Annotated in this window: 19 protein-coding genes; 13 read left to right on the top strand and 6 right to left on the bottom strand. The window is 46.9% G+C overall.

Annotation, left to right across the window (positions count from 1 at the left end):
- Window positions 1-52 precede the first annotated feature (52 nt).
- The 4 genes from U2P89_RS07035 (at window position 53) to U2P89_RS07020 (ending at window position 4,403) form a co-directional block, all read left to right on the top strand.
- Complete coding sequence (locus U2P89_RS07035) at window positions 53-1,504, top strand: glycoside hydrolase family 10 protein (protein ID WP_322191034.1); 1,452 nt, start codon at window positions 53-55, stop codon at window positions 1,502-1,504.
- 299 nt (window positions 1,505-1,803) lie between these two features.
- Complete coding sequence (locus U2P89_RS07030; RefSeq protein ID WP_076930120.1) at window positions 1,804-2,328, top strand: Fur family transcriptional regulator; 525 nt, start codon at window positions 1,804-1,806, stop codon at window positions 2,326-2,328.
- Window positions 2,325-3,584 carry an adenylosuccinate synthase gene (locus U2P89_RS07025; protein ID WP_322191033.1) on the top strand — a complete coding sequence of 420 codons (1,260 nt, stop codon included), beginning with the start codon at window positions 2,325-2,327 and terminating at the stop codon, window positions 3,582-3,584. The genes U2P89_RS07030 and U2P89_RS07025 overlap by 4 nt, the downstream gene beginning before the upstream one ends.
- Before the next feature lie 141 nt (window positions 3,585-3,725).
- The gene (locus U2P89_RS07020) at window positions 3,726-4,403 is read left to right on the top strand and encodes a zinc metallopeptidase (RefSeq protein ID WP_092120315.1); all 678 of its coding nucleotides are present in this window, start codon (window positions 3,726-3,728) and stop codon (window positions 4,401-4,403) included.
- A gap of 17 nt (window positions 4,404-4,420) precedes the next feature.
- Here U2P89_RS07020 and U2P89_RS07015 read toward each other — a convergent pair whose 3' ends face one another.
- Window positions 4,421-5,140, bottom strand: a complete 720-nt coding sequence (locus U2P89_RS07015; protein WP_322191032.1) for a pirin family protein — start codon at window positions 5,138-5,140, stop codon at window positions 4,421-4,423.
- Window positions 5,141-5,316: 176 nt separating this feature from the next.
- Here U2P89_RS07015 and U2P89_RS07010 point away from each other — a divergent pair, with 176 nt between their 5' ends.
- Window positions 5,317-6,282 (top strand): TIGR01777 family oxidoreductase, encoded by a 966-nt coding sequence (locus U2P89_RS07010; protein WP_322191031.1) that lies wholly within the window; start codon window positions 5,317-5,319, stop codon window positions 6,280-6,282.
- 114 nt (window positions 6,283-6,396) lie between these two features.
- Window positions 6,397-6,828 carry a VOC family protein gene (locus U2P89_RS07005; RefSeq protein ID WP_322191030.1) on the top strand — a complete coding sequence of 144 codons (432 nt, stop codon included), beginning with the start codon at window positions 6,397-6,399 and terminating at the stop codon, window positions 6,826-6,828.
- 11 nt (window positions 6,829-6,839) lie between these two features.
- Here U2P89_RS07005 and U2P89_RS07000 read toward each other — a convergent pair whose 3' ends face one another.
- Both U2P89_RS07000 and U2P89_RS06995 read right to left on the bottom strand, forming a co-directional pair.
- Window positions 6,840-8,075 carry a PQQ-dependent sugar dehydrogenase gene (locus U2P89_RS07000; protein WP_313380586.1) on the bottom strand — a complete coding sequence of 412 codons (1,236 nt, stop codon included), beginning with the start codon at window positions 8,073-8,075 and terminating at the stop codon, window positions 6,840-6,842.
- A 162-nt stretch (window positions 8,076-8,237) separates the two neighbouring features.
- Complete coding sequence (locus U2P89_RS06995) at window positions 8,238-11,525, bottom strand: S41 family peptidase (protein ID WP_322191029.1); 3,288 nt, start codon at window positions 11,523-11,525, stop codon at window positions 8,238-8,240.
- A gap of 171 nt (window positions 11,526-11,696) precedes the next feature.
- Here U2P89_RS06995 and U2P89_RS06990 point away from each other — a divergent pair, with 171 nt between their 5' ends.
- From U2P89_RS06990 to ovoA, 5 genes are all read left to right on the top strand, one after another.
- Window positions 11,697-13,640, top strand: a complete 1,944-nt coding sequence (locus tag U2P89_RS06990; RefSeq protein ID WP_322191028.1) for a biotin/lipoyl-containing protein — start codon at window positions 11,697-11,699, stop codon at window positions 13,638-13,640.
- A gap of 110 nt (window positions 13,641-13,750) precedes the next feature.
- Window positions 13,751-14,305 (top strand): LemA family protein, encoded by a 555-nt coding sequence (locus tag U2P89_RS06985; RefSeq protein WP_026327480.1) that lies wholly within the window; start codon window positions 13,751-13,753, stop codon window positions 14,303-14,305.
- A complete protein-coding gene (locus U2P89_RS06980) occupies window positions 14,305-16,068 on the top strand; it encodes a DUF2207 domain-containing protein (protein WP_322191027.1) in 1,764 nt (587 codons plus the stop codon). Before U2P89_RS06985 ends, U2P89_RS06980 begins: the two co-directional genes overlap by 1 nt.
- 43 nt (window positions 16,069-16,111) lie before the next feature.
- Window positions 16,112-16,666: a GNAT family N-acetyltransferase gene (locus U2P89_RS06975; protein WP_322191026.1), complete on the top strand. Its 555-nt coding sequence runs from the start codon at window positions 16,112-16,114 to the stop codon at window positions 16,664-16,666.
- 96 nt (window positions 16,667-16,762) lie between these two features.
- Window positions 16,763-18,868 (top strand): 5-histidylcysteine sulfoxide synthase, encoded by a 2,106-nt coding sequence (ovoA, locus tag U2P89_RS06970; protein WP_322191025.1) that lies wholly within the window; start codon window positions 16,763-16,765, stop codon window positions 18,866-18,868.
- Window positions 18,869-19,126: 258 nt separating this feature from the next.
- Here the strand turns inward: ovoA and U2P89_RS06965 are convergent, their stop codons facing one another.
- Entirely contained in the window at window positions 19,127-20,077 is a 951-nt protein-coding gene (locus U2P89_RS06965) for a diacylglycerol kinase family protein (protein WP_322191024.1), read from the bottom strand.
- A gap of 265 nt (window positions 20,078-20,342) precedes the next feature.
- Here U2P89_RS06965 and U2P89_RS06960 point away from each other — a divergent pair, with 265 nt between their 5' ends.
- Window positions 20,343-21,839 carry a sodium:solute symporter gene (locus U2P89_RS06960; RefSeq protein WP_322191023.1) on the top strand — a complete coding sequence of 499 codons (1,497 nt, stop codon included), beginning with the start codon at window positions 20,343-20,345 and terminating at the stop codon, window positions 21,837-21,839.
- A 194-nt stretch (window positions 21,840-22,033) separates the two neighbouring features.
- A complete protein-coding gene (yihA, locus tag U2P89_RS06955; protein WP_322191022.1) occupies window positions 22,034-22,633 on the top strand; it encodes a ribosome biogenesis GTP-binding protein YihA/YsxC in 600 nt (199 codons plus the stop codon).
- 26 nt (window positions 22,634-22,659) lie between these two features.
- Here the strand turns inward: yihA and U2P89_RS06950 are convergent, their stop codons facing one another.
- Window positions 22,660-23,079, bottom strand: a complete 420-nt coding sequence (locus U2P89_RS06950) for a DUF2442 domain-containing protein (protein ID WP_232001540.1) — start codon at window positions 23,077-23,079, stop codon at window positions 22,660-22,662.
- An 18-nt stretch (window positions 23,080-23,097) separates the two neighbouring features.
- Entirely contained in the window at window positions 23,098-23,331 is a 234-nt protein-coding gene (locus tag U2P89_RS06945) for a DUF4160 domain-containing protein (RefSeq protein WP_322191021.1), read from the bottom strand.
- Between the last annotated feature and the right edge of the window lie 111 nt (window positions 23,332-23,442).

Here is a 23,442-nt window from a genome sequence, read left to right as displayed (position 1 = left end):
CATCCGCTTCGCGAAAAGAGAGAGGATAATAACGACGATTGCCAATTCTACTATGTACAAAATATTTTCCCTGCTGATTTTGTTTTTGACCGGGACAACAGGGTTGTTTTCGTCCGGGCCGCCGGCGACGGAAGTGAGAGCGGTCTGGTTGACTACCAATTACGGGCTGGACTGGCCGCGTAACCGTACCAGTGTTGAAGTACAAAAAAAGGAGCTGACAGAAATACTGGATAACCTGAAGAAGCATAATTTCAATACAGTACTCTTTCAGGTGAGAGGCAGAGGGGAAGTACTCTACAACTCACGTATAGAACCGATGTCTACCCTCATTGCTCCTGCCGGGCCGGGACGTTCCGCGTTCGATCCTCTTGCCTTTGTTGTGGAGGAATGCCACAAGAGGGGATTGGCATGCCATGCCTGGATAGTCACTTACCCCCTGGGAAATGACCGGCATGTGCGCAGCTTAGGAGCAAGGTCTGTAACGAAAAAAAATCCTTCCATCACCAAACAATTTCAGAGGGAATGGTTTCTCGACCCGGGAAACCCGCGTACAGACGATTATCTGCTCTCAATCGTGAAAGAGATCGTTTCCGGTTATGATGTGGATGGGATCCATTTTGATTATATCCGCTATCCGGATAACAGGGGACGCTTCCCCGACGATGGAATGTACCGGCTGCATGGCAAAGGGAAAACGCGGGATGAATGGCGTAGGGATAATATTACCCGCTTTGTGACGAAAGCGTACGACCAGGTGAAGGCGTTGAAGCCGTGGGTGCAGGTGAGTAGCGCCCCGCTGGGACGGTATCGCGCGTTGGGAAACAACGGGGTAGGGTGGACTGCATTGGAGACTGTATCGCAGGACGCCGGTAAGTGGATGATGATGGGAAAGCATGATGCGATCTATCCGATGATGTATTATAAGGAGGGACTCTTTTACCCTTTTGTGGACGATTGGTTGAAGCATGGCAACAGCCGGATCGTGGTGCCGGGACTGGGAGCGTATCAGATGATAGAGCTGGGATGGTCACACCGTGATATACTGGATCAGGTGGATTATACCCGCCGGAGGGATACACATGGACAAGCCTATTTCCGTGCCAATAACGTGCTCTCCAATACGAAAGGGATCTTGCGGGAGTTGCAGGAGTATTACAAATACCCGGCGAAATTGCCGCCCATGACCTGGCTGAGCGATTCCATTCCCGACACTCCTTATGACCTGCGGGCGGAGAAAAATGAGGACGGGGTATTTGAACTTTCATGGGAAGGAAACGGTGAAGAGAGAGTGACTTATAACGTCTATCGGAGCGAAAGTGATACACTGAGTCTCGATAATGCGGAAAACCTGATGGCGGTGGGACTGCGGGAGCCACGGTTCCACTACCGGGCGGAAGACAATGATAAGGCTTATTACTACTATATTACCACATCGGATGCATATCATAATGAGAGCGGGCCGTGTATTCCGGCTTTCTTCTACCACTCGGAAACGGTGAAGTGAGAAATTAAGAGTGAAGAGTGAAGAATGAAGAATGAAGAGTGGAAAGGAGGGAAGGCGGACAAAGAATATCAGAATCAGGAGGAAAGTGAAAAGGTGCCTATGTGATTAAGTGAGGTGAAAGAGCAGGTAGTCTGTGGGGAAATGAAATGTGGTCGTGATAATTAGTAATTAGTAATTGGTAATTGGTAATTAGTAATTGGTAATTGGTAATTAGTAATTGGTAATTAGTAATTGGTAATTGGTAATTTTCAACTGAAAAAGAGGTGGAAAATCGAAAAAATAGAATAATTTTGTAACCTATGGATGGCGCTCAAAAATTGAAGCAACAGGTAAGAAGCGAGTTTATGGAGTATCTGACACTCCATAAGCACAGAAAAACACCCGAACGGTTTGCGATTCTCGATCATATCTATTCTACCCGGGGACATTTTGATATGGATTCTCTGTATAATTCTATGATTGAAGTGAACTTCCGGGTGAGTCGTGCTACGCTTTATAATACCATTCAACTGTTGCTGGATTGCGGGCTGGTAGTGAAACACCAGTTCGGGGCAAATATATCGAAATACGAACGTGCTTATGGTAACGAAAACCATGACCATCTTATCTGTACGACTTGTGGAGAGGTCCGTGAGATGACCGGTGATTTGCTGACGCCTGTCCAGCTCAAAAAGATCAGAAAGTTTAAAGTGAGTTACTATAGCACTTATATCTACGGCACATGCAGCAAGTGCATCCATGCCAAACGGATGGAACTGAGGAAACTGGCACGTAAGACTGATACAAAACAGAATAAAAGCAACGGTAAACAAGATAAAAAATGAAAGTTGATGTACTCTTAGGGCTCCAATGGGGCGACGAAGGTAAAGGAAAAGTAGTTGATGTGCTTACACCTCAGTATGAGGTGGTGGCGCGGTTTCAGGGTGGACCTAATGCAGGACACACGCTGGAATTCGAAGGGGAGAAATATATTCTGAAATCGATCCCGTCGGGAATTTTTCAGGATGGAAAAATAAATATCATAGGAAACGGAGTGGTGATTGATCCGGCACTCTTTAAGCAGGAAGTGGAAGGGTTGGAATCTTCAGGACACACACTCACCGACAGACTTTTCATCTCTAAAAAGGCGCACCTGATTCTGCCGACGCACCGCCTGTTGGATGCGGCTTCGGAAAAAGCAATGGGTGATGCCAGGATCGGCACGACGGGACGGGGTATAGGCCCTGCTTATACCGATAAGGTCGGACGTCACGGATTGAGGGTCGGAGACCTGTTTCACAACTTTGAGGAGAAATATCGCAATGCAGTGCTGCGACACAAGGAACTGCTCGACCATTACCGGTTGGAATATGACCTGCCTGCCCTCGAAAAGCCGTGGTTCGAGGGAATTGAGAAGATGAAGGAGTTCACAATTATCGACAGCGAACATTTTATTAATAAACATCTGGCAGAGGGTGGTTCGGTGCTGGCAGAGGGCGCACAAGGATCGATGCTGGATATAGATTTCGGTTCATATCCTTTCGTAACTTCATCCAATACTATTTGTGCCGGTGCCTGCAGCGGAATGGGAGTAGCTCCCGGACGGATCGGCGAGGTGTACGGCATCTTCAAGGCTTATTGCACACGGGTAGGCAGCGGTCCTTTCCCTACGGAACTGTTGGATGAGGACGGGCAACGGTTACGCGATAACGGTAACGAATATGGTTCTGTAACAGGACGGCCGCGCCGTTGTGGATGGATCGACCTGGTAGCGCTGCGGTATACTATTATGCTGAATGGGGTTACGAAATTGGTAATGATGAAGAGTGACGTGCTGGACAGCTTTGAGACAATCAAAGCCTGTGTAGCCTATAGGGTGAACGGCGAAGAGACCGAAGATCTGCCTTATGACATCTCGGATGGAATTGAACCCGTTTATGTGGATCTTCCCGGCTGGCAGACTGATATGACAAAGATGCAGTCGGAAGACGAATTTCCTGAAGAATTCAACAATTACCTGACTTTTTTGGAAACGGAATTGGGAGTGCCGATTGCAATCGTATCACTCGGACCTGACCGTGCACAGACAATTATAAGATAACTCCTGTTCGTGGATGAGGCAAAGGCTATGAACTTTTGCCGTCTCTGAGATGTTTTAGGAAGTGAAAAGTGAAGAATTAAGAATTAAAAATGAAGAATTGGGAATTAAGGGTGAACCATATTTATTAAATCAAATGAAATAATGGCAACAATCTGGATTATATTTATTGCAATTGCGGTGGCCGGCTGGATCGTACAGGGTACGCTGCAGAGCCGATTCAAGAAGTATTCAAAAATTCCCTTACGCAACGGGATGACGGGGAAGGAGGTGGCGGAAAAGATGCTGCACGACAACGGGATCTACGATGTACAGGTGATCTCCGTGAGAGGGCGGCTGACAGACCACTATAACCCGTTGAATAAAACCATCAATTTGAGTGAGCCGGTATATGGATCTTATAGCGTGGCGGCTGCCGCGGTGGCAGCTCACGAAACGGGACACGCCGTCCAGCACGCGAAAGGATATGCACCCTTGAAAATGCGTTCGGCACTGGTGCCGGTGATTTCGTCAACCTCCAAATGGGTCATGTGGGTGATCCTGGCCGGTATTATCCTGATCCAGACCTTCCCCATGCTTCTCTGGTTCGGAATTGCAATGTTTGCACTTTCCACACTCTTCAGTTTTATCACACTGCCGGTGGAAAAGAATGCTACCAACCGTGCTCTCCGTTGGCTCAGCAGTGCCGGTATTACCGATGCAAGTAACCACAATCAGGCGGTAGATGCCCTTCGCTGGGCCGGATACACTTATGTGGTGGCAGCACTCAGTTCCCTTGCTACATTACTTTACTACATCATGATTGCTATGAGCAGAAGATGATCCATAGTTAAATAATTTCATTTTGGTAGTTCTATAGGAACTTCCATCAAAAGGATTTCTGAATCCTCCAATGCTTCAAGAGGGAAGTGGTCGGTATCCCAAATACCATAACCATCCCTCTTGTCCAGTATTTGATCGCCCACTTTGGCTTTTCCCCGGATGACGAAAATATAGACGCCGTTCCCCGGTTTTTTGAGGTTGTATTCTTTTGATACACCACTGTCGAAATGGGCCAGGTGAAACCATGCGTCCTGATGGATCCACAATCCTTCATCTTCTTTGTAGGGAGAGATGATCTGTTGGAAGTCATTGGACTTTGCAGAATCGGCGATATGCATTTGCTCGTACCTTGGCGTGATACCTTTCTCACGAGGGAAGACCCATATCTGTAACAGTTCCACAGGCCGGTCGCTGTTCGCATTGAACTCGCTGTGGGTTACTCCTGTACCGGCAGACATCACCTGTATATCCCCATTGCGGATCACACCGCCGTTACCCATGCTGTCCCTATGCTCCAAATCGCCTTCCAACGGTATGGTAATAATTTCCATGTCGTTGTGGGGATGGGTGCCGAAACCTCCTCCCCCTTCTATATAGTCATCATTGATTACCCGAAGCACACCGAAATGCATCCTCGCACGATTGTAATAATTGGCAAAACTAAATGTATGTGCAGATTTTAGCCAGCCGTGATTGGCGTACCCCCGGGAGGTAGCCGAATGATAAATAGTTTTCATAATTAATTCTGGTTGATTGATATTATTTATGAAATAACAGCTGTTTTGCATGAATTGTTTAGTGTGCCGTACAATCGGTAAGATATTGTAAAGAGGAGGACAACAATTGTGCTCTTTTTTTGTTTATCTGATGGAGCGTCTAAGAAACTGTTTCTAACTTTATTAAAGGATTACAAATGAAGACGATTTTGATTACAGGCGGATCGGGAATGGTGGGCAAAAGGCTATCGGAACTGCTCATCGGGAAAGGATACAAAGTGATCTGGTTAAGTCGTGAACGGTATGTGAAGGCGCAGATTCCGCGCTATCGCTGGGATTACCGGAAAGGAGAGATCGACAGGGAGGCAGTGGAACAGGCCGACGTGATTGTTCATCTGGCCGGATCAAATTTAGGTGATGGCTCCTGGACGCGGTTGAAGAAACAGAAGATTGTAGAGAGCCGTGTGCAGACGGCAAAGTTGTTGCTGGAGACAGTGAAAAAGATGGATAAAAAGCCAGAGGCATTTATATCTGCTTCGGCGGTTGGTTTTTACGGACAGGAGACGGGAGAGAAGATATTCACTGAGGAGGATAATCCCGCAGATAGTGATTTTCTGAGTCGTACCTGCCGGAAATGGGAAGCCGAGGCTTTCAGGTTCAGGGATGAACTGGATGTACGTACGGTGGCGTTGCGAACGGCCTTTGTGATATCCAAAGATAGTGAAGCTTTCGGAAAGATGGTGCTGCCGACACGGTTCGGATTAGGAGCACCACTGGGTTCGGGCAGACAATACCTGAGTTGGATCCATATTGAGGATATTTGCCGCCTCTATTTGAGAGCGGTAGAAGATAGTGCGATGCAGGGCGTTTATAATGCGGTCGCACCGGAATTTATCACCAATGCCGGGTTTATGAAGACGCTGGCCAAAGAGATGAAGCGTCCTTTTCTTATGCCGCCGATACCGGCTTTTCTGCTGCGGCTCTTTATGGGACAGGCAGCCGATATGGTACTGTATGGCAGTCGCATCTCATCACAAAAGGTGATCGATGCAGGGTATGAATTTACTTATCCTTCGGTAAAAGAAGCAATAGAGGCTACTCTCTTGAAAATGAAGAAAATGGATATCGGCAAACTGAAGGAAGCAGCGGAATCGCCCGAATAATTTCAATTACATTAGACTATTTTTCGCTATGGCATAGCTCAAGCAAGCTTGGCTCTGCTCATTTAGCTTAACGAAATAGTTCATTATATATAATCACTTAAACATTTAAAAATCATGCTTAAATTAGATCCGTACCTCAATTTTGACGGTACATGCGAAGAGGCTTTCAATTTCTACAGATCCGTATTTGGCGGAGAGTTTAAAGGTGGAATCATGAGAATGAAAGATGTGGATGGAATGGACCTGCCCTTGGCTTTTAAAGACCGTGTAATGCATGTCTCATTGCCTGTCGGTAACGATCTGCTGATGGGGTCGGATACGATACCCGGTATGGGCAATCCTTTTCAAGCGGGGAATAATAACTATATCAGCATCACAGCCGACAGTCGTGAGGAAGCTGACAGGCTGTTCAACAGACTATCGGCCGGAGGTGAGATTGAGATGCCGATGGAGGATATGTTCTGGGGCGATTACTTCGGCAGTCTTAAAGACCGGTTCGGGGTAATGTGGATGATCTCCAGCCCATCAGGGCAACAGATGATGTAATTTCCCCAACTTTACTTTTTACTTATCTTATATAATCGTCCTTCATCCGTTACGGCATAGAGTGCACCGTCGTTACCGTCGGCCACATCACGGAAGCGTTGCCCTTCATTGGCGAGCAGGCGTTCCTCGCCTGTTACTTTGTTATCTTTGATCACAAGCCGGACAATATGCTTAGTATTGAGTCCGCCAATGAAGAGGTTATTTTCCCATTCGGGAATAGCATTGGAACTATAGAAAGCCATACCACTGGGTGAGAAGACAGGATCCCAGTAGTAAACAGGTTGCTCCATACCTTCTTTTTGTGTAATTCCTTCACCGATGATATTGCCACTGTACTCGATGCCATAGGTGATGGTAGGCCATCCATAGTTTTTACCCGGTTTGATAAGATTGACTTCATCACCGCCGCGCGGCCCCATCTCACTGAGCCAGAGTTCACCTGTAACAGGATGGATATCCAGGCCCTGCGGATTACGGTGTCCGTAGCTGTATATTTCCGGCAGTGCTCCCTCGGTACCGATAAACGGGTTGCCCGGGACAGGTTCACCTTCTGTGGTGATGTATATTACTTTACCGTGACCGGTATTGAGCTTCTGGGCGTTGGGACGGGTGGCGAGATCAGACCGTTCACCGGTAGTGGCGAAGATATGTCCGTTTTTATCAAACAGCAGACGGCTGCCGAAATGCATGCTATTGTCGAAATAGGGGATGGCGCGGTAGATGATTTGAAAATCCTCTATTTTTGTTTCATCATTGGAGAGTTTTCCTTTGCCCACTGCTGTGAGGGAGCCTTGCGCAGTCCGTTCGGCAAAAGTGAAATAGAGCATTCTGCTGCTACTGAAATCGGGTGCCGGTGCCACATCCAGCAATCCACCCTGACTCCGGTCGTCTACTTCAGGAAATCCTGTAATGGGAGTACTTACGTTGCCGTCGGTGGTGGCGATACGCATGGTACCGCCCTTTTCTGTGATGGCCAGCCGGCCGTCAGGCAGTGGTGTGACCGCCCATGGCTTCACTAATCCGTCGGCGATAACAGTCGCTTCGTAAGGAGTTGTCGTTTTCACGCCTGCAACGCGGGTTTGTCCCTCGAAAGCGGGTTTAAAATCGGGGTTGTTGGGCTTTTCGGTCTCTACCGGGGGCAGAGTCTCTTCGTTCGGTTCTTCTTCGTTTGTTTTCGGTGCTTCACATGAAGCCGAAAGCAACACAAAAGCCGATAAAAAAAGTGCTGTAATCTTTAAATAGTTCATAGGACTGTGATTTATTGTAATCTGATTGTTTTGAATAGAAAGCCAAACCGGCTCCGGTAGTTACCGTATGCTGTTGTTGATTGTGATCCGGCCGGCTCATTTCCTTTAACAACCTGTAAATTACAATTGTTCAATATCATGAGATACATAATTGGCTGTAAACTATTTTATCTCCACCTCAATCCACTGGGAACGGTTAGGTGGTGCGGGTGCAGTGACCTGAGGACGGGGATTGGTTTTGAGTTCTTCAAGCAGTACCTCTACCGCTTTCTCAATAGAGGGATCGTTTCCTTTGGCCAGTTCTTCGGGGCGGTCAATCACCTCTATATCGGGATAGACGCCAATACCTTCGATAATCCATTCACCGGTTTGGTCGTAGATACCGAAGCGGGGAACGGAGATATAGCCGCCGTCCACTAAGCGGGCGTTACCGGAGATACCAACCAATCCTCCCCAGGTACGGGTGCCGATCAACTTGCCTTCTCCGGTTTTACGGAAGAAGTAAGGGAAAGCGTCACCGCCGGAAGAGGAATAGCCATTGATAAGCATTGCCTTGGGTCCGTCATGTGCGATACCGGGCGTTTTCATGGGCTGGGGCAGCCCGTTACGGTGCCAGTAAACTAAGGTGCGACGGTTAAGCAGGTCGATCATCCTGTCGGGGATAAAGCCACCGCCATTGTACCGGTCATCGATGATAAGCGCCTCTTTATGATGGTAGGCATACATCCCCCTGAAAAGTTCGCGATTGCCTTCGACAGCCGTATTGGGTACATGAATGTAGCCGATCTTGCCGCCGGAGAGACGGTCGACCATTTCCCTGCGTTGATTCACCCAGTCCATATATCTTAGCTCCTGTTCGCTTGTGATAGTTTTAACGTTATAGCTTTTTGCCGCCGAAGCCGAGGGGCTGTTGTTGACTGTCAGTTCGATATACCGGTCGCCCGTATTCTCGAGCAGTTCATAAGGATTTTGGGCGGTAGTCAGCTCCTGCCCGTTGATGCGGATGATATAGTCACCTTCTTTTACGTTAATGCCACTTTCCGTAAGAGGAGATCGACGGCTTTCGTTCCAGTTTTCGCCGGGATATATTTTCCGTATCTTGTATCGGCCGGCGGAAAGGTCAGCCTCTAATTCCGCACCCAATAATCCTCCATTGATACGGTCTACCCGTGCGATATCACCCCAGTCGACATATGCATGCCCGGTATTGGTTTCGCTCACTATTTCGTTGAGGATATAGTCGAGATCGAATCGGCTGGGTACGTAAGGAAGCAGTGCTCCGTAACTTTTCTGAATACTTTTCCAGTCCACACCATGCAGATTATTCACGTAAAAGTAGTCGCGGAAGATACGGAATGCATCGGCATAGATCTGGTTCCATTCGGCACGGGGATCGATTTTCATATTGAGGTTGTCAAGATTGATCGTACCTGTGCCGGCAGCTTGTCCTGTCTGGTTTTTTGCTACACCGTAGTTATTACCCCGGCGATAAATAAACGATTTTCCATCTGCCGCAAGGATGCCGTAACCAGTCTCGTCAAGAATATCTTCGGCTTTTTCTTCGTTGATATTGTAACGCATGATCTTATTTCCGGTGGCATACAGGAGCCCCTCTTCTACAGCACCAATGATGCGATAGTTGCCGGGTTGCAGGGGTAACGCCTGTATCCGGTTTCGTGCGTTATCTATATCTATCTTTACTTTTATCTCTTCCGACAATTTACTATCACTATCTCTATCTTTTTCTTTTGCAGTACTTTTTTTCCCGTTTTTCTCCGCATTATCGTCTTTTTCCTCACCATAGGGTTCCCTGTCTTCCTTGTAGGGAGTGAGGGTTGTGCCATCGTCACGCAGTGGAAGGGCGTAGATACGGGTAGCGTTGTTGTAAAGATAATCGAACTCGAAACTACTGAAAGCGAGGTTGAAGTCGCGATTGGAGAGGAAAAAGAGGAATTTTCCATCGCGGCTGAATACCGGGTTACTGTCGGAAAAAGTGGCATCGGTAAGCTGATACTTACGGCCGCTGGAAAGCTGGTACACCCAGAGGGCGGATTGGTAGTTGGGAGACGATTTGCTGTAGGCTATCCAGTCGCCGTCGGGAGAGAAGGAGTAATCTCTGATCTCTTCTGCAGTCGCTTCGTCGATAGCGGTCTGCCTGCCCGTGGCGACATCCACCAGCCATAGCTTCATAGTGCGGTCGCTGTAGACGAGGTGTGTGCTGCGTGGTGACCATTCGGCCGTATGCTTCCAGGCTGCGGAGCCGTGGGTGACTTGTCGTGGGGTTGCTCCTTCCTTATTTTCGAGTATGTAGAGTTCGTACTCTCCGGTCGCGTCGGAGTAGTAGGCGATCTGTTTACCGTCGGGCGACCATACGGGAGAAATTTCACGGACACCTTGAGTATTGGTAAGATTTCGTATTTCTCCTTTTTCTACGGGTACGCTGTAGATATCGCCGCGAGCCTCGAAAAGTGCCCGTTTGCCGGAGGGTGAGAGACTATAACTGCCAATAAATTCCTTTACATTTCTGAAATAGGGTTGCAGATTGGGATTGTCGTAATGGATGGCTACGGTTATCTTACGGCTGCTGCCGGATGCAAGATCGAGCACATAGAGATAACCTCCGTTTTCATAGACCAACTTGCCATTACGGCCGGAGGGCCACATCACATCAAAGTCGCTATGGCGTGTAATTTGCTCATTTTCGCCGGTAGTCACGTTATGACGCCATATATTAAGGCGCGTGTCACGGTCGGAAGCATAAAAGATATTATTACCGTGCCATACGGGCCACTGGTCGGAACCGGCCCATTGAGTGACCTGTCGTGAACGGTTGTTTGCCAGGTCGTATGTCCACAGGTCAGTGGCGCGTCCTCCCTTATAACGTTTCCAGGTGCGGAACTCGCGGTCGACCGGGGTGAAGCAGAGTTGTGATCCGTCGGGCGAAAAGGTGGCGAACCCGCCGTTGACGATGGGAAGCGGTTCCTCAAATCCGCCGTCGATACTGACGGTGAAGTAACGTCCGTTACGGTCGCCGAAACTCGTGCGATTGGCCCGAAAGAGGATACGCTTGCTGTCGGGTGTCCAGTCGAGCACTACGTTATCGAACCCGCCTCGCGGTGGCATCTCTCCTACGGAGTTGTAAAAAGTAAGCTGACGTGCCGTACCTCCTTCGGAAGGCATCACCCATATCTGGCGGCTGCCGGAGTATTCGGCTGAGAAGGCGATCCATTTGCCATCGGGTGATATCTTGGGGAACAACTCGATACCGCGGTGTGAGGTAATTCTTTTTGCGGAACCACCGTTGGCATTTACTGTCCAGATATCACCTGCATAAACGAATGTGATCAGGTTTCCGTTGATATCGGGATAACGCATCATCCGTGCGTCGTCCATTGCCGAAGCCTGTAGGAAAAAGAGGCTTGACAGGATCAGAGTAGTGAGTTCTCTCATAAATATAAATTTGTTATTTTGAGGTCAAAATTACAGTTTTTTTTCGAGAAATTCCTTGTTTTCAGTTATTCGATCAAATTATGGAATTTTTTCCATAATTAAAATAGGAAGTGAGTTATTATTGTTATACTTTTGCAGTGTATAACCTGTTTAATTGAAAAAAACACTATTATGACACAAAAACTTTTGATCAGAGATCTCACGTTACGTGACGGTCAGCAATCGGCTTTCGCCACGCGAATGAACCAATCGCAAGTCGACAGAGTATTACCCTATTACAAGGATGCCAATTTTTATGCCATGGAAGTATGGGGAGGTGCCGTGCCCGACTCGGTAATGCGTTTTTTGAATGAGAACCCCTGGGACAGGCTGGAGAAGATCCATCGGGTTGTTGGAGGGGTGTCTAAATTGACCGCGCTATCCCGTGGCCGGAACCTGTATGGTTATGCTCCCTATCCCGACGAAATCATCGACGGTTTTTTCAGGAATGCCGTCGCTTCGGGGTTGGATATCATGCGTATTTTTGATGCTTTGAACGATGTGGACAATATCGAATCGAGTGTCACGTCGATCAGGAAATATGGAGGGATGGCGGATTGTGCCGTCTGTTACACCATAGACCCGAAATATGATGAGACTCCTTCTCCCGGAAAGAAAAAAAGAGGATTGTTTGGTTTCCTTTCCCGGAAGCAAGAACCCGGGCATTCCCTCCATGCACCCATTTTTACGGATGAATACTTTTTGAATAAGGCAAAAGAGATGCTTGCCCTCGGTGCCGATATGATTACCATAAAAGACATGAGCGGGTTGATCCCGCCTTCACGGGTAGCCACACTGATCCCTTTGTTTAAGGAGCAACTGAAGGTGCCGGTCGATTTCCATACCCACTGTACGCCGGGATTCGGGTTGGGAGCCGTGCTTACGGCCATTGTCCACGGGGCGGATATCGTGGATACCGTTATCTGGAATTTCGCGGGTGGCCCGGCAGCCCCGGCTATTGAGTTGATTTATATCTTCTGCAAGAAGCTGGGAATTGAGCTGGATGTGAATATGGAGGCTGTGGCAAAGATCAATGAAAAACTGTTTGATATCCGGAAGGAACTGGAAGTATATGATGCCGTGAAACAGTTCCCCAAGCCGTTTAATCCGTTGATCGATATCCTTCCGGTTGAAATCGACAGGGAGTTTGATCTGGCTATTGAAGCAGTCGAACGTAATGATGAAACGGCATTGCTGGATGCCTGCCATGCTATTGAAGCCTATTTCAATTTTCCAAAACCTGACGAACGTGTCAAAGAGGCGGAGATTCCCGGGGGGATGTACACTAACATGGTCGCCCAGTTGAAACAGGTCAATTCGCTCGATATCCTTCCTGAGGCGATGAAGCTGATCCCCAGTGTCCGTCTTGACGCGGGACTGCCACCCCTGGTAACACCAACCAGCCAGATCGTGGGGGTACAGGCTGTGAGTTCGGCATTGAACCTGAAGAACGGCCGTCCCAAATATGCCAACCCCTCCAATCAGTTTGTTGCACTTGTAAAAGGTGAATACGGAAAAACACCTGTGCCGGTAGATCCGGAGTTCCGGTTACAGGTTGCCGGTACCCGGGAAGAAACACCTTATGACACTTCTACTTATAAACGTCAGGAAAACCCCGTCTTGGGAGAGTATGGGGATGTTCTTCTTGCAAAAGATGAAAAAGAAGAACTTCTGCTGGAGTTGTTCCCGAATGTCGCTGCAAATTACCTGAAAGGTCAACGGAAGAAAGAGTGGGAGAAAGCACAGGTTGAAAATCACATGGAGGAACAAGAGGATGGGGCACTCCATGGACAGGCGATCCCGAATATGCCCGAAAATGAGAATGTGCAGGTACAGAGAGCCGATGATACTCAGTCTCCCCAAGGATATTGCGTAATGTGTCCGATGCCGGGTAATATCTTGCATATTTCTGTAAAAGAGGGAGATATTGTAAAAAGAGGTGATAACATCCTTGTGCTCGAAGCCATGAAAATGGAGAACGATATTGCATCGGAAGTCTCAGGAACTGTGCACCGTATTTTTGTTCACCAAGGGGATATAGTAATGGAAGGGGCGCCAATGGTAGAGATCATCTGATCAGGGGTAATAAAAACCGGTTATGCTGAAAATATATTTGCTGTTCATTTTGAGAGCAGCAAATATATTGTATCTTTATGCCGTTTTCAATTCAATTAAAAGGTATAGATATGGGAATTTTATTGGTTATTCTTGCACTGGTTGTCATAGCGCTGCTTTGGGGCGTATCTATCTACAACAAACTGGTGAAATTGCGTACAATAGTGGAGGAGGCATGGAGTGGTATCAACGTGCAGTTGAAGAAACGGCATGACCTTATTCCCAACCTGGTGGAAACAGTAAAAGGGTATGCCACCCATGAGAAAGACACCTTCGAACGGGTTACTCAGGCGCGGGCAAACGCTATGCAGGCCGGTGATATAAAATCGCAGGAAGCAGCAGAAAACAACCTGAATGCCGCGCTGATCCGGCTGTTGGCTGTCGCAGAACAATATCCCGAACTGAAAGCCAACCAGAACTTCCTGCAGCTACAGGATCAGTTGAGCGTGATTGAGTCGGATATCGAGAAATCGAGACGATATTATAACGGGACGGTGCGGGAGAAGAATATCGTGATCGATTCATTCCCGAGCAATATCATAGCCGGTATGTTTAATTTTACCAAATCACTCTTTTTCGAACTTGATAACGAGGCAGAAAAAGAGGTTCCCCGGATACAATTCTGATGCGGTTATTTATCCCTTCTCTTTTGCTGCTCTTTTCCTTCACTGTACTGGTAGCACAGGAGGAAAAGGTATACACGTTCCATTCCGATATCAACGTGGATAGTTCGGGGGTTATCACTGTGCGTGAACATATCCGTATCTATGCACGGGGAGACCTCTTTAAGCGGGGTATCACCCGTTCACTGCCGCTGACAAGGCGGGACAGGGAAGGAAACCGGATAAGGATGGAGTATGGGGTCACCGAAGTGCGGCAGGATGGCAATCCCGTCGGGTTTTTTACCGAGAACGAAGGTGGGGACATGACCATTTATGTGGGTGAAAGAGATATATTGCTGCAACCCGGATTTTATTCCTATGAAATTGTATATGAAACAGCGGGACAGGTCGGCTTCTTTGACGAGTACGATGAACTGAGCTGGAACGTGAACGGTGAATCTGATCGCACCATCGATTCAGTGAGTGCCGTAGTGCATTTGCCGGAAAAGGCAGAGATACTGAGCTACCGGTGTTATGCCGGTGCTTACGGGTCTACTGAAAGTAATTGTGTGGCGGAAAACAGGGCGGATGGTTCGCTCTTTATCGGCACCGTCGATTTGCCGCCACGGGAAATGCTGACCCTCTCGGTCGGATTCACTAAAGGAGCGGTGCGGCAACCTCCGTCCGTCCAACCGCGGAAACTGACCTTCTTCGATAAAAATGGACTGGCAGTTGTGAGTATCATTACTGTCATATTGCTTTTCTTCTACTATATCCATACCTGGCGCCGATTTGGCATCGATCCGCCCAAGCCGGTCGTTATCCCTCAATTCACACCTCCGGACGGGCTCTCGCCCGCAAGTGTGGGGATGCTGTACAAAGGGTGGTACCTGGACGACCTTGTTACTACTTCCATCGTAAATCTTTCTGTGAAGGGCTATATCTTTATAGAAGAAGTGATCAGGAAAAAGGGGTTATTCGGCATACGGCAGGATAGATGCTATTCGCTTACCATGAAGAAAAAGGACGATGCAACCCTTCCACCTGAAGAGCGGGTGGTAATGCAGTACCTGTTCTCATCAGGCGATAATTTTTATCTGGATGGGAAGTATAATAGAAGTATTGAAAATATGATGCAGGCTTATCGGAAAAGTCTGAATCATCAATATGGGGCGGTCCTGAGAGAAGGACGCAATCTGAAATTCCATATTATTCCCTGGCTTGTGATGATCGCCTATCTGTTTATCCTTATCTATTTCGCAAATGAAAATCTGATTGGTTTCCGGGTGAATAAAATGGCGCTTTATATAACACTCCCACTGATGGTGGTCGCGTATCCGGTGTATGCCTGGCTGATCGTGCGCCCCGGGGAGCGAAAATTACATTATCGCTCTTCTATAGAGGGATTGAAGATGTACCTTGATTTTGCCGAAGAAAAACAATTGCAGTTTTTTAATCCTCCGTCAGTGACACCGGCCGTTTTTGAGCAATTGCTCCCTTATGCGATTGCCCTGGATATGGAGAAAGTGTGGGGTGAGAAGTTTGAGAAAACCTTCCTTTCGGCCTCCATGCAACCTGACTCTTACCGTCCCGCATGGTATGGCGGTACATACATTAACCCTGCGGCTTTTGGCCATGCACTCAACAGTACGCTTTCCAATACGGTGAATCATGCGGCTATACCACCGAAATCCTCTTCATCAGGAGGTGGAAACTGGAGCAGCGGTTCATTTGGTGGCGGCTTCTCCGGTATGGGTGGCGGTGGCGGCCGTGTTGGCGGCTGGTGAGAGACGAAGTGGTTAAGTACCACCAATTTTTGAACATAATAGTATGGACAGTGTTAAAGAGACAGTTAAGATCTATGATCTGGATGAATACAATTATCCTAAGTTCAGAGGCCAACTGATAGGGCTTTATCTGCATGCCTTTACAACCGGGGATTATAGCCAGCATATTGACCGTGAAACAGTGGAAGTTACATTGGATGATATACTGCAAGACGGATCCGGTTGTATGGCATTCGTCGGTAATCGGCTTGTGGGATTGCTTGCCGCTTTCCCTTTAAAAAGAGATCCCGATTTTCCTGCTGATACGTGTCGTGATATCCCGGTAGGAGAAGCAATCTATATAGCGGAGGTAATGGTGCATGCTGATTATCGGGGACGGAAGATCGCTTCGAAGATGCTGGATACCTACTTACAAGAAAAGTCGGAGAATTATTCCTATGCCGTGATTCGGGTATGGGAGAAAAACATGCCGGCACTGGAACTTTATAAAAAGTTGGGATTCCTCCCTGTTGCCACAATTTCACAGCAGAAATTGAGTATCGACAAAGAGGAATTTGTAATGTGGAAAGTTTATTTGGTAAAAAAAATAAGAAGTTAAGAAGTGAGAAATAAGAAATTAGAAATCTGAAGTTAAGAATCTTGAATTTTAAATCTTTGAATTTTTAAATCTTTGAATCTTGAAATTAAAAAATATATGAAAGAATTAATTACCAAAACAATTGATCTTAGAATCGGCTTGCCGGAAGAGAAACGGCAGGAGATCCGGGATTATTTCCTGAAAACCTGGGCAATTGACGAGTTACTATATACACAGTTGAAATCGGATGATGTGTTTTATATGCGTGGTGATCCGTTACGCCATATCATCCTCTTTTATCTGGGGCATACTGCTGTCTTTTTTATCAATAAACTTTATCTGGCAAAGATCATCGACCGGCGCATAAATCCTAAGTTTGAGTCGACCTTTGCGATAGGGGTGGATGAGATGAGTTGGGATGATCTGGATAATAACCATTACGACTGGCCGCCGGTATCGGAGGTGCGGGTTTACCGCGATAAGGCAAAAGAGTTGATCCTGAACGTGATTGACAATACCCCGCTTGAGTTGCCGATCGATTGGGAGAGTCCTTTCTGGATTGTGATGATGGGGATCGAGCATGAACGGATCCACTTGGAGACCTCTTCAGTGTTGATCCGTCAGCTGCCCTTGGACCAGGTGGTTGAAGGCCGGTTCGGCGAGCGGTGCAATGCCGGTGGTGAGGCACCGGTTAACGAATTGATACCGGTTGCAGGTGCCACAATGAAATTAGGAAAACCCATAGATCATCCGCTTTATGGATGGGATAATGAATATGGCGCTTATGAGGAAGAGGTAGCCGATTTCTCTGCAGCGAAATATCTGGTTTCTAACAAGGAGTTCCTTCAATTCATAGACGATAAAGGATATGAAACGGAGGATTATTGGACTGAGGAGGGATGGAATTGGCGTAATTTTAAGCAGGCACAGATGCCGCTATTCTGGAGGAAGGATGAGAACGGTTACCGGTTGAGGCTTGTGGCTGAAGAGATTCCTATGCCGTGGAACTGGCCGGTGGAAGTGAACTATCTGGAAGCAAAAGCCTTCTGTAACTGGAAGAGTGCGAAGACGGGACGTAACTTCAGATTGCCCACTGAAGCGGAATGGTACCGTCTGCATAAGGCAGCAGGCCTGACGGAGGTGACGGAGTGGGAGCAAGCGCCGGGCAATATTAATCTGGAATATTTTACATCGCCATGCCCTGTGGATACATTCGAACAGGGAGGCTTCTTTGATGTGGTCGGTAATGTGTGGCAATGGACCGAGACACCTATCACGGGTTTTCCCGGCTTTAAGGTGCATCCGATGTATGACGATTTCTCCACGCCGACCTTCGACGGAAAGCATAATCTCATCAAGGGAGGTTCCTGGATATCGACCGGCAACGAAGCTACCATTCACTCGCGATATGCTTTCAGGCGCCATTTCTATCAACATGCCGGATTCAGGTATGTAGAATCGGATGTGCCACTGGTGATACAGCAGGCGGATTATGAAACGGATGAGGAGGTGACGCTATCCTGTGAGAACAACTGGGGTGATACCTGGAATAATAAACCCGTTTTCACTATCCGGCTGGCAGAACTGGCGGATGACTTGCTAAAAGGTAATGCCACAGCACGTATTCTGGATCTGAATGCCGATACGGGACGGCTTGCCTTTGAACTGGCAAGAAAATACAAAGATGTGACCGCCCTCGACTTTACTGCACGTATGATAAGAATTCCCATCCAATTGCAGGAACAGGGTTATGTGCGGTATACGACGAAAGATGAAGGTGAACTGGTGTTCTACCGCGATATTGTACTGGCTGATTTCGGTTTGTCGGGAGTAAAGGGGAATATCCTATTCATGCAGGCAGATGCGATGAACCTGAAACCCAACTATTCGGGATATGACCTGATCATCATTCCTGCATTATTGGAAGAGTTAAGCGATCCGCTGCTGTTCCTGTCACACATCCACGAACGGTTGAACGACAATGGTTATTTAATATTGGCGTCGGACTACGAGTGGGACAGGGCCAGGACGCCAAGGGATAAATGGCCGGGAGGTTTTAAAAGGTATGGGGAACCGGTGACATCGCTCGATGGTATAAAAGCGACGTTGGCACCACAGTTCGAGCTCATATCTGATCCACAGGAGATCAAGAGGACGATAAAAAGATCGTCGCGTTTGATGGAAAACCGGACGTTGCAGGTTACAATCTGGAAGAAGAAATAATTGTTTGATTGCAAAATATCGTCAGACGATGATTTAGTTGCAATAGTGCTACTCTAAGAAACTGTTTAAATTTTATTGCTATACTATTTTGACTCTATTTTGGGATAGATTTTTTATTTTTTTCTTGCGGATTTAGCGGGCTAAATCAAAAGGAAAAAGTGAAAAAGATGCGCAAAAGAGACCAAAATAGTAGCAAAGAAAAATAGACAGTCCAATTATAAAAAATATTTCGGTAAAATTTAAACAGTTTCTAAAAGTCTAATTAAACCAGCGGGTGAGGGAGTTGAAGATATTTTCACTCTCTTTCCGCTTTTTTCCACGGAGACCATTGTCAGGAGCAAGTACTTTTAACCCTTTATGGATAGTTTCTACCTTGATTTCATTGCCGGTCCTCACCGGCTCACCATCCACATGCATCATCCCGGCACGGGAGCGTTTAATAAGAAGGTTGCGGGTGATTAAAGAGGTCATCTTACTGTTCTTGTCGATATTGTTCGTAAAGAGCTGGATGGTCGTTTGAGGTACTTCGATGGCATTGAGAGGTTTCAATATGGATACATTCATCATGCCGTCGTCCATACTGGCTCCCGGTGCGATATGCGCGTCGTTGCCATACTGCGATGCATTGGCACATGTCAGTATGAAAGCGCGCTCGGTTATAGTTCCATTGTCGGTGGTAATCTCGTACTCTTCCGAACGGAAATCGACCACACTCTCAAGGATATTACGCACGTAACCCAGTGGGCCCCGCTTTTTGCCTTCTGCAAACCGGTCGCTGATAAAAGCATCGAAGCCGAAACCGCAGGTGCAGAAAAAGATATGGCCGTTAGCCATGCCGTAATCGATAGTACGCGTATGTTCCCGGAGGATGATCTTGATGGCCTTCTCGGTATCCAGTGGAATACCCAGTTCCCTGGCCAGCCCGTTACCCGATCCGGATGGAATAATTCCCAGCGTGGTATTGGTATGCACCAGCGATTTGGCTACTTCATTGACCGTACCGTCGCCGCCGGCCACAAGTACGTATTTGTAATTCTTCTTTGCTGCTTTGCGGGCTATCTCGGTGGCATGATCGGGATAACCGGTGATACGGATGAAGAGATCATACTTCCGTTGATCGAATGCTGCCGCTACTTCCTCAGGGATGTTTTTCTTGGAGTCCGTACCTGAAATAGGGTTAATAATGAGACATATCTTTTCTTTTGCCATCTGTATTATGATTTGACTTTGTACCATCCTTCCATATATCTCCAAGCGACTCATACAGGACCTACCTGCCGTCTCTTGCGTGATACCGCTGAGGATATTATTTTATAAACAACCGGCGCTTCATTTTGTTTTAACCCTTTTTATTTGCCCTTTAGCACTTTGTTTTTTACATTTCCATAATATAGGATGTACCTCGGACATACTCAAACAAGTTTGGTTTGTCTCTCGGCTTTCACTATATTTGCACCCAAAACACACACTTGTTATGCAATCTACTTTTATCCTGATCGTAATTGTTGTCTATTTTGGCCTGTTGATGCTCATTTCTTGGCTCACCAGCCGGAAAGGATCGGGCAATGATACTTTCTTCCGTGCCAATAAATCGTCCAAATGGTATGTGGTGGCTATCGCGATGGTTGGCACATCGATTTCGGGAGTGACTTTTGTTTCAGTGCCGGGGATGGTGCGAAACCTCGATATGACCTACATGCAGATGGTATTCGGCTTTTTCTTCGGCTACCTGGTGATTGCCTATGTGCTCTTGCCCCTTTACTACCGGCTGAATCTGACCACTATTTATGGTTATCTGGATCAACGCTACGGATCGAAATCCTATAAGACAGGCGCATGGTTTTTCCTGATCTCGAAAATCGTGGGTGCGGCGGCACGACTCTATCTGGTGGCTTTTATCCTGCAGACGCTGGTGTTTGACGCCTGGGGAATTCCTTTCGTGGTGACGGTGATAGGGATTATTCTGGTGATCTGGCTTTACAGCCACAAGAGCGGCATCAAGACGATTATATGGACAGACTGGCTGCAGACAATACTTTTTATTACAGCATTGATATTGATTGTTTGGCAGATAGCTGTGCGATTGAATCTGGATTTTTGCGGGGTAGTGACGACAATTGCAAACAGTTCGCATTCCCGCATTTTTGTCTTTGACGACTGGGCAAGTACACAAAATTTCTTCAAACAGTTCTTTAGCGGGATGTTTATCACTATCGTGATGACGGGACTGGATCAGGACCAGATGCAGAAGAACCTGACAATCCGTACACTGAAGGATGCACAAAAGAATGTGGTATCCTACGGATTGGCGTTTGCTCCCATCAACTTTCTCTTTCTCTCCCTGGGAGTATTGCTGATTGCCTTTGCAGAACAGAATGGTGTTATGTTACCGGAAGTATCTGACAATATTCTGCCCGCAATTGCAAGCGGATACCTTGGACAGACGGTGTTGGGAATTTTTATTGTGGGAATTGTTGCGGCAGCCTTTTCGAGTGCAGACTCTGCCTTGACGGCGCTGACGACTTCATTTTGTGTGGACATCCTGAATATGAAAGCGGTTTCTCAGACAAAAGCACAGGAACAGAAGGATATCCGTACCAGAAGGATGGTGCATATGGGGGTCAGCGCGGCATTTGTGCTGATTATCCTGCTGATTGAAGCGATTGGATCGGACAGTATCATCACCGCTATCTACAAGTTGGCTTCTTACACTTACGGGCCGTTGCTGGGCCTTTATGTCTTCGGGCTTTACAGTAAAGTGAAGCCGACGGATAAATGGGTGCCCTACGTGGCTATTGCCGCACCCGTACTCTGTTTTATCATTGAAATAGTGATGCAACAGCTATTCGGTTACCGGGTAGGATATGAACTGCTGCTGATGAACGGTCTGTTCACCGGACTGGGGCTTTGGATGGTTTCGCATGTGAAAAAAGGTGGGAAGGGGGAATGGACAATTGACAATGGAAAGTGAGTGGAACGTAGGGAATGAAGAGTGAAGAATGAAGAGTGAAGAATGAAAAATGAAAAGGGATTTGTTGATTTAACGATTTTGAATTTTTGAATTTTGAATCTTGAATTTTGAATCTTGAATTTTGAATTTTGAATCTTGAATTTTGAATCTTGAATCTTGAATCTTGAATCTTGAATTTTTGAATAAAAAATAATATGATTATAAAAAGTGCAGAATTCGTGATAAGTAACAGCGACTACCGGAAATGTCCACAGGACGGGAAGCCGGAGTATGCATTTATTGGCCGGTCGAATGTGGGTAAGTCGTCGCTCATCAATATGCTGACCAACCGGAAAGGGTTGGCCATGACCTCTTCCACGCCGGGGAAGACGATGCTTATCAACCATTTTCTGATCAATGGCGAATGGTATCTGGTGGACTTGCCCGGGTACGGTTATGCACGCCGCGGAAAAGAGGGACGGGATAAACTCCGTAAGATCATCGAGGATTATGTCCTGGAACGGGAAGCGATGACCAACCTGTTTGTGCTGGTGGATTCGCGCCACGAGGCGCAGAAGATCGATCTGGAGTTTATGGAGTGGCTGGGAGAGAACGGCGTACCGTTTGCCATCGTCTTTACCAAAGCCGATAAACTTGGTTCGGGGCGTCTGCAACTGAATATCAACGCCTATAAGGAAAAGCTGTTGGAAACCTGGGAGGAGCTGCCGCCTGTCTTTGTCACTTCATCCGAAAAAGGACAGGGCAGGGAAGAGTTGCTCAGCTATATCGAGCAGATCAATAGCGCATGCCAATAGCTTTAAGCCTGTTACAAAGTTCTTTTTTACACGGCTGTAAGTTCTCTACCCAGAAGATGCAGCGCGGCTTTTATCTGCCTGGTGCGTTCTGCTGATGGTTTTTTTATGCCGTAAATATATTTTGCCAACAGGCTTTTATTTATCCCCATGCTGCGTGCCACTTCCGACACGTTAAGCTGTGGAAAACGGTTGAATATGTGTGCTATTTCGTTGTCAGTATCCGGCTCTGCCGTATCAAAAAAACTGCTGATGTGAATATCCTCGTCCAGTTCCTCCCACCGCACATCATCCAGAAATTTTCCTATACGGAAATTGCTACGTTGGCTATCGGTGGCATCTTTCAATTGTGGAAACGCTTCTAACGGACGACTGTAGGTATCCCCCGCAGAAGTCTGCACATAAATACGCCCATCGGCAAACCATATATTTTTTATTGTTTCCATCATTATTATATTTCTTAGTGATCATTCCCCGTGAAATTCATTCCACTTTTCAATAATTTCATCTTGATAGGTTTCAATAATCCTTATTGCTTTTTTTATATCTTGAGATTTTATTCCTTTGTTATACACCGTTTTAATGGGATCAATATTTATTTTTGCCCTGCCATCCCCATTTTCAATATGAATATGTATTGGCAGGTGTTCGTCTGCGTAAAAGTAAAACCGTAACCCGAAAATAATAAATAATGTCGGCATTATTATTGATTTTAATACTGCAAATATAGGGCTAAAAATTTATCCCTCCAATTGTTTGACCGATTTTATTTTGTTAAGTTGTCTTTCAATAAGGCATATAAATAGCTTTAG

It is taken from the genome of Proteiniphilum sp. (assembly GCF_034331125.1).
GTDB lineage: Bacteria > Bacteroidota > Bacteroidia > Bacteroidales > Dysgonomonadaceae > Proteiniphilum > Proteiniphilum saccharofermentans.
This window is presented reverse-complemented; position numbering and strand designations above follow the sequence as displayed.

What these genes read in the sequence shown, in the direction of transcription:
- U2P89_RS06980 (WP_322191027.1), top strand. Translation starts at nt 14,305, where the DNA reads ATGCGGTTATTTATCCCTTCTCTTTTGCTGCTCTTTTCCTTCACTGTA.
- U2P89_RS06975 (WP_322191026.1), top strand. Translation starts at nt 16,112, where the DNA reads ATGGACAGTGTTAAAGAGACAGTTAAGATCTATGATCTGGATGAATAC.
- U2P89_RS06950 (WP_232001540.1), bottom strand. Translation starts at nt 23,079, where the DNA reads ATGATGGAAACAATAAAAAATATATGGTTTGCCGATGGGCGTATTTAT.
- U2P89_RS06965 (WP_322191024.1), bottom strand. Translation starts at nt 20,077, where the DNA reads ATGGCAAAAGAAAAGATATGTCTCATTATTAACCCTATTTCAGGTACG.
- U2P89_RS06945 (WP_322191021.1), bottom strand. Translation starts at nt 23,331, where the DNA reads ATGCCGACATTATTTATTATTTTCGGGTTACGGTTTTACTTTTACGCA.
- U2P89_RS07005 (WP_322191030.1), top strand. Translation starts at nt 6,397, where the DNA reads ATGCTTAAATTAGATCCGTACCTCAATTTTGACGGTACATGCGAAGAG.
- U2P89_RS07015 (WP_322191032.1), bottom strand. Translation starts at nt 5,140, where the DNA reads ATGAAAACTATTTATCATTCGGCTACCTCCCGGGGGTACGCCAATCAC.
- U2P89_RS07025 (WP_322191033.1), top strand. Translation starts at nt 2,325, where the DNA reads ATGAAAGTTGATGTACTCTTAGGGCTCCAATGGGGCGACGAAGGTAAA.
- U2P89_RS07000 (WP_313380586.1), bottom strand. Translation starts at nt 8,075, where the DNA reads ATGAACTATTTAAAGATTACAGCACTTTTTTTATCGGCTTTTGTGTTG.
- U2P89_RS06960 (WP_322191023.1), top strand. Translation starts at nt 20,343, where the DNA reads ATGCAATCTACTTTTATCCTGATCGTAATTGTTGTCTATTTTGGCCTG.
- U2P89_RS06995 (WP_322191029.1), bottom strand. Translation starts at nt 11,525, where the DNA reads ATGAGAGAACTCACTACTCTGATCCTGTCAAGCCTCTTTTTCCTACAG.
- U2P89_RS06990 (WP_322191028.1), top strand. Translation starts at nt 11,697, where the DNA reads ATGACACAAAAACTTTTGATCAGAGATCTCACGTTACGTGACGGTCAG.
- yihA (WP_322191022.1), top strand. Translation starts at nt 22,034, where the DNA reads ATGATTATAAAAAGTGCAGAATTCGTGATAAGTAACAGCGACTACCGG.
- U2P89_RS07020 (WP_092120315.1), top strand. Translation starts at nt 3,726, where the DNA reads ATGGCAACAATCTGGATTATATTTATTGCAATTGCGGTGGCCGGCTGG.
- U2P89_RS06985 (WP_026327480.1), top strand. Translation starts at nt 13,751, where the DNA reads ATGGGAATTTTATTGGTTATTCTTGCACTGGTTGTCATAGCGCTGCTT.
- U2P89_RS07010 (WP_322191031.1), top strand. Translation starts at nt 5,317, where the DNA reads ATGAAGACGATTTTGATTACAGGCGGATCGGGAATGGTGGGCAAAAGG.
- ovoA (WP_322191025.1), top strand. Translation starts at nt 16,763, where the DNA reads ATGAAAGAATTAATTACCAAAACAATTGATCTTAGAATCGGCTTGCCG.
- U2P89_RS07035 (WP_322191034.1), top strand. Translation starts at nt 53, where the DNA reads ATGTACAAAATATTTTCCCTGCTGATTTTGTTTTTGACCGGGACAACA.
- U2P89_RS07030 (WP_076930120.1), top strand. Translation starts at nt 1,804, where the DNA reads ATGGATGGCGCTCAAAAATTGAAGCAACAGGTAAGAAGCGAGTTTATG.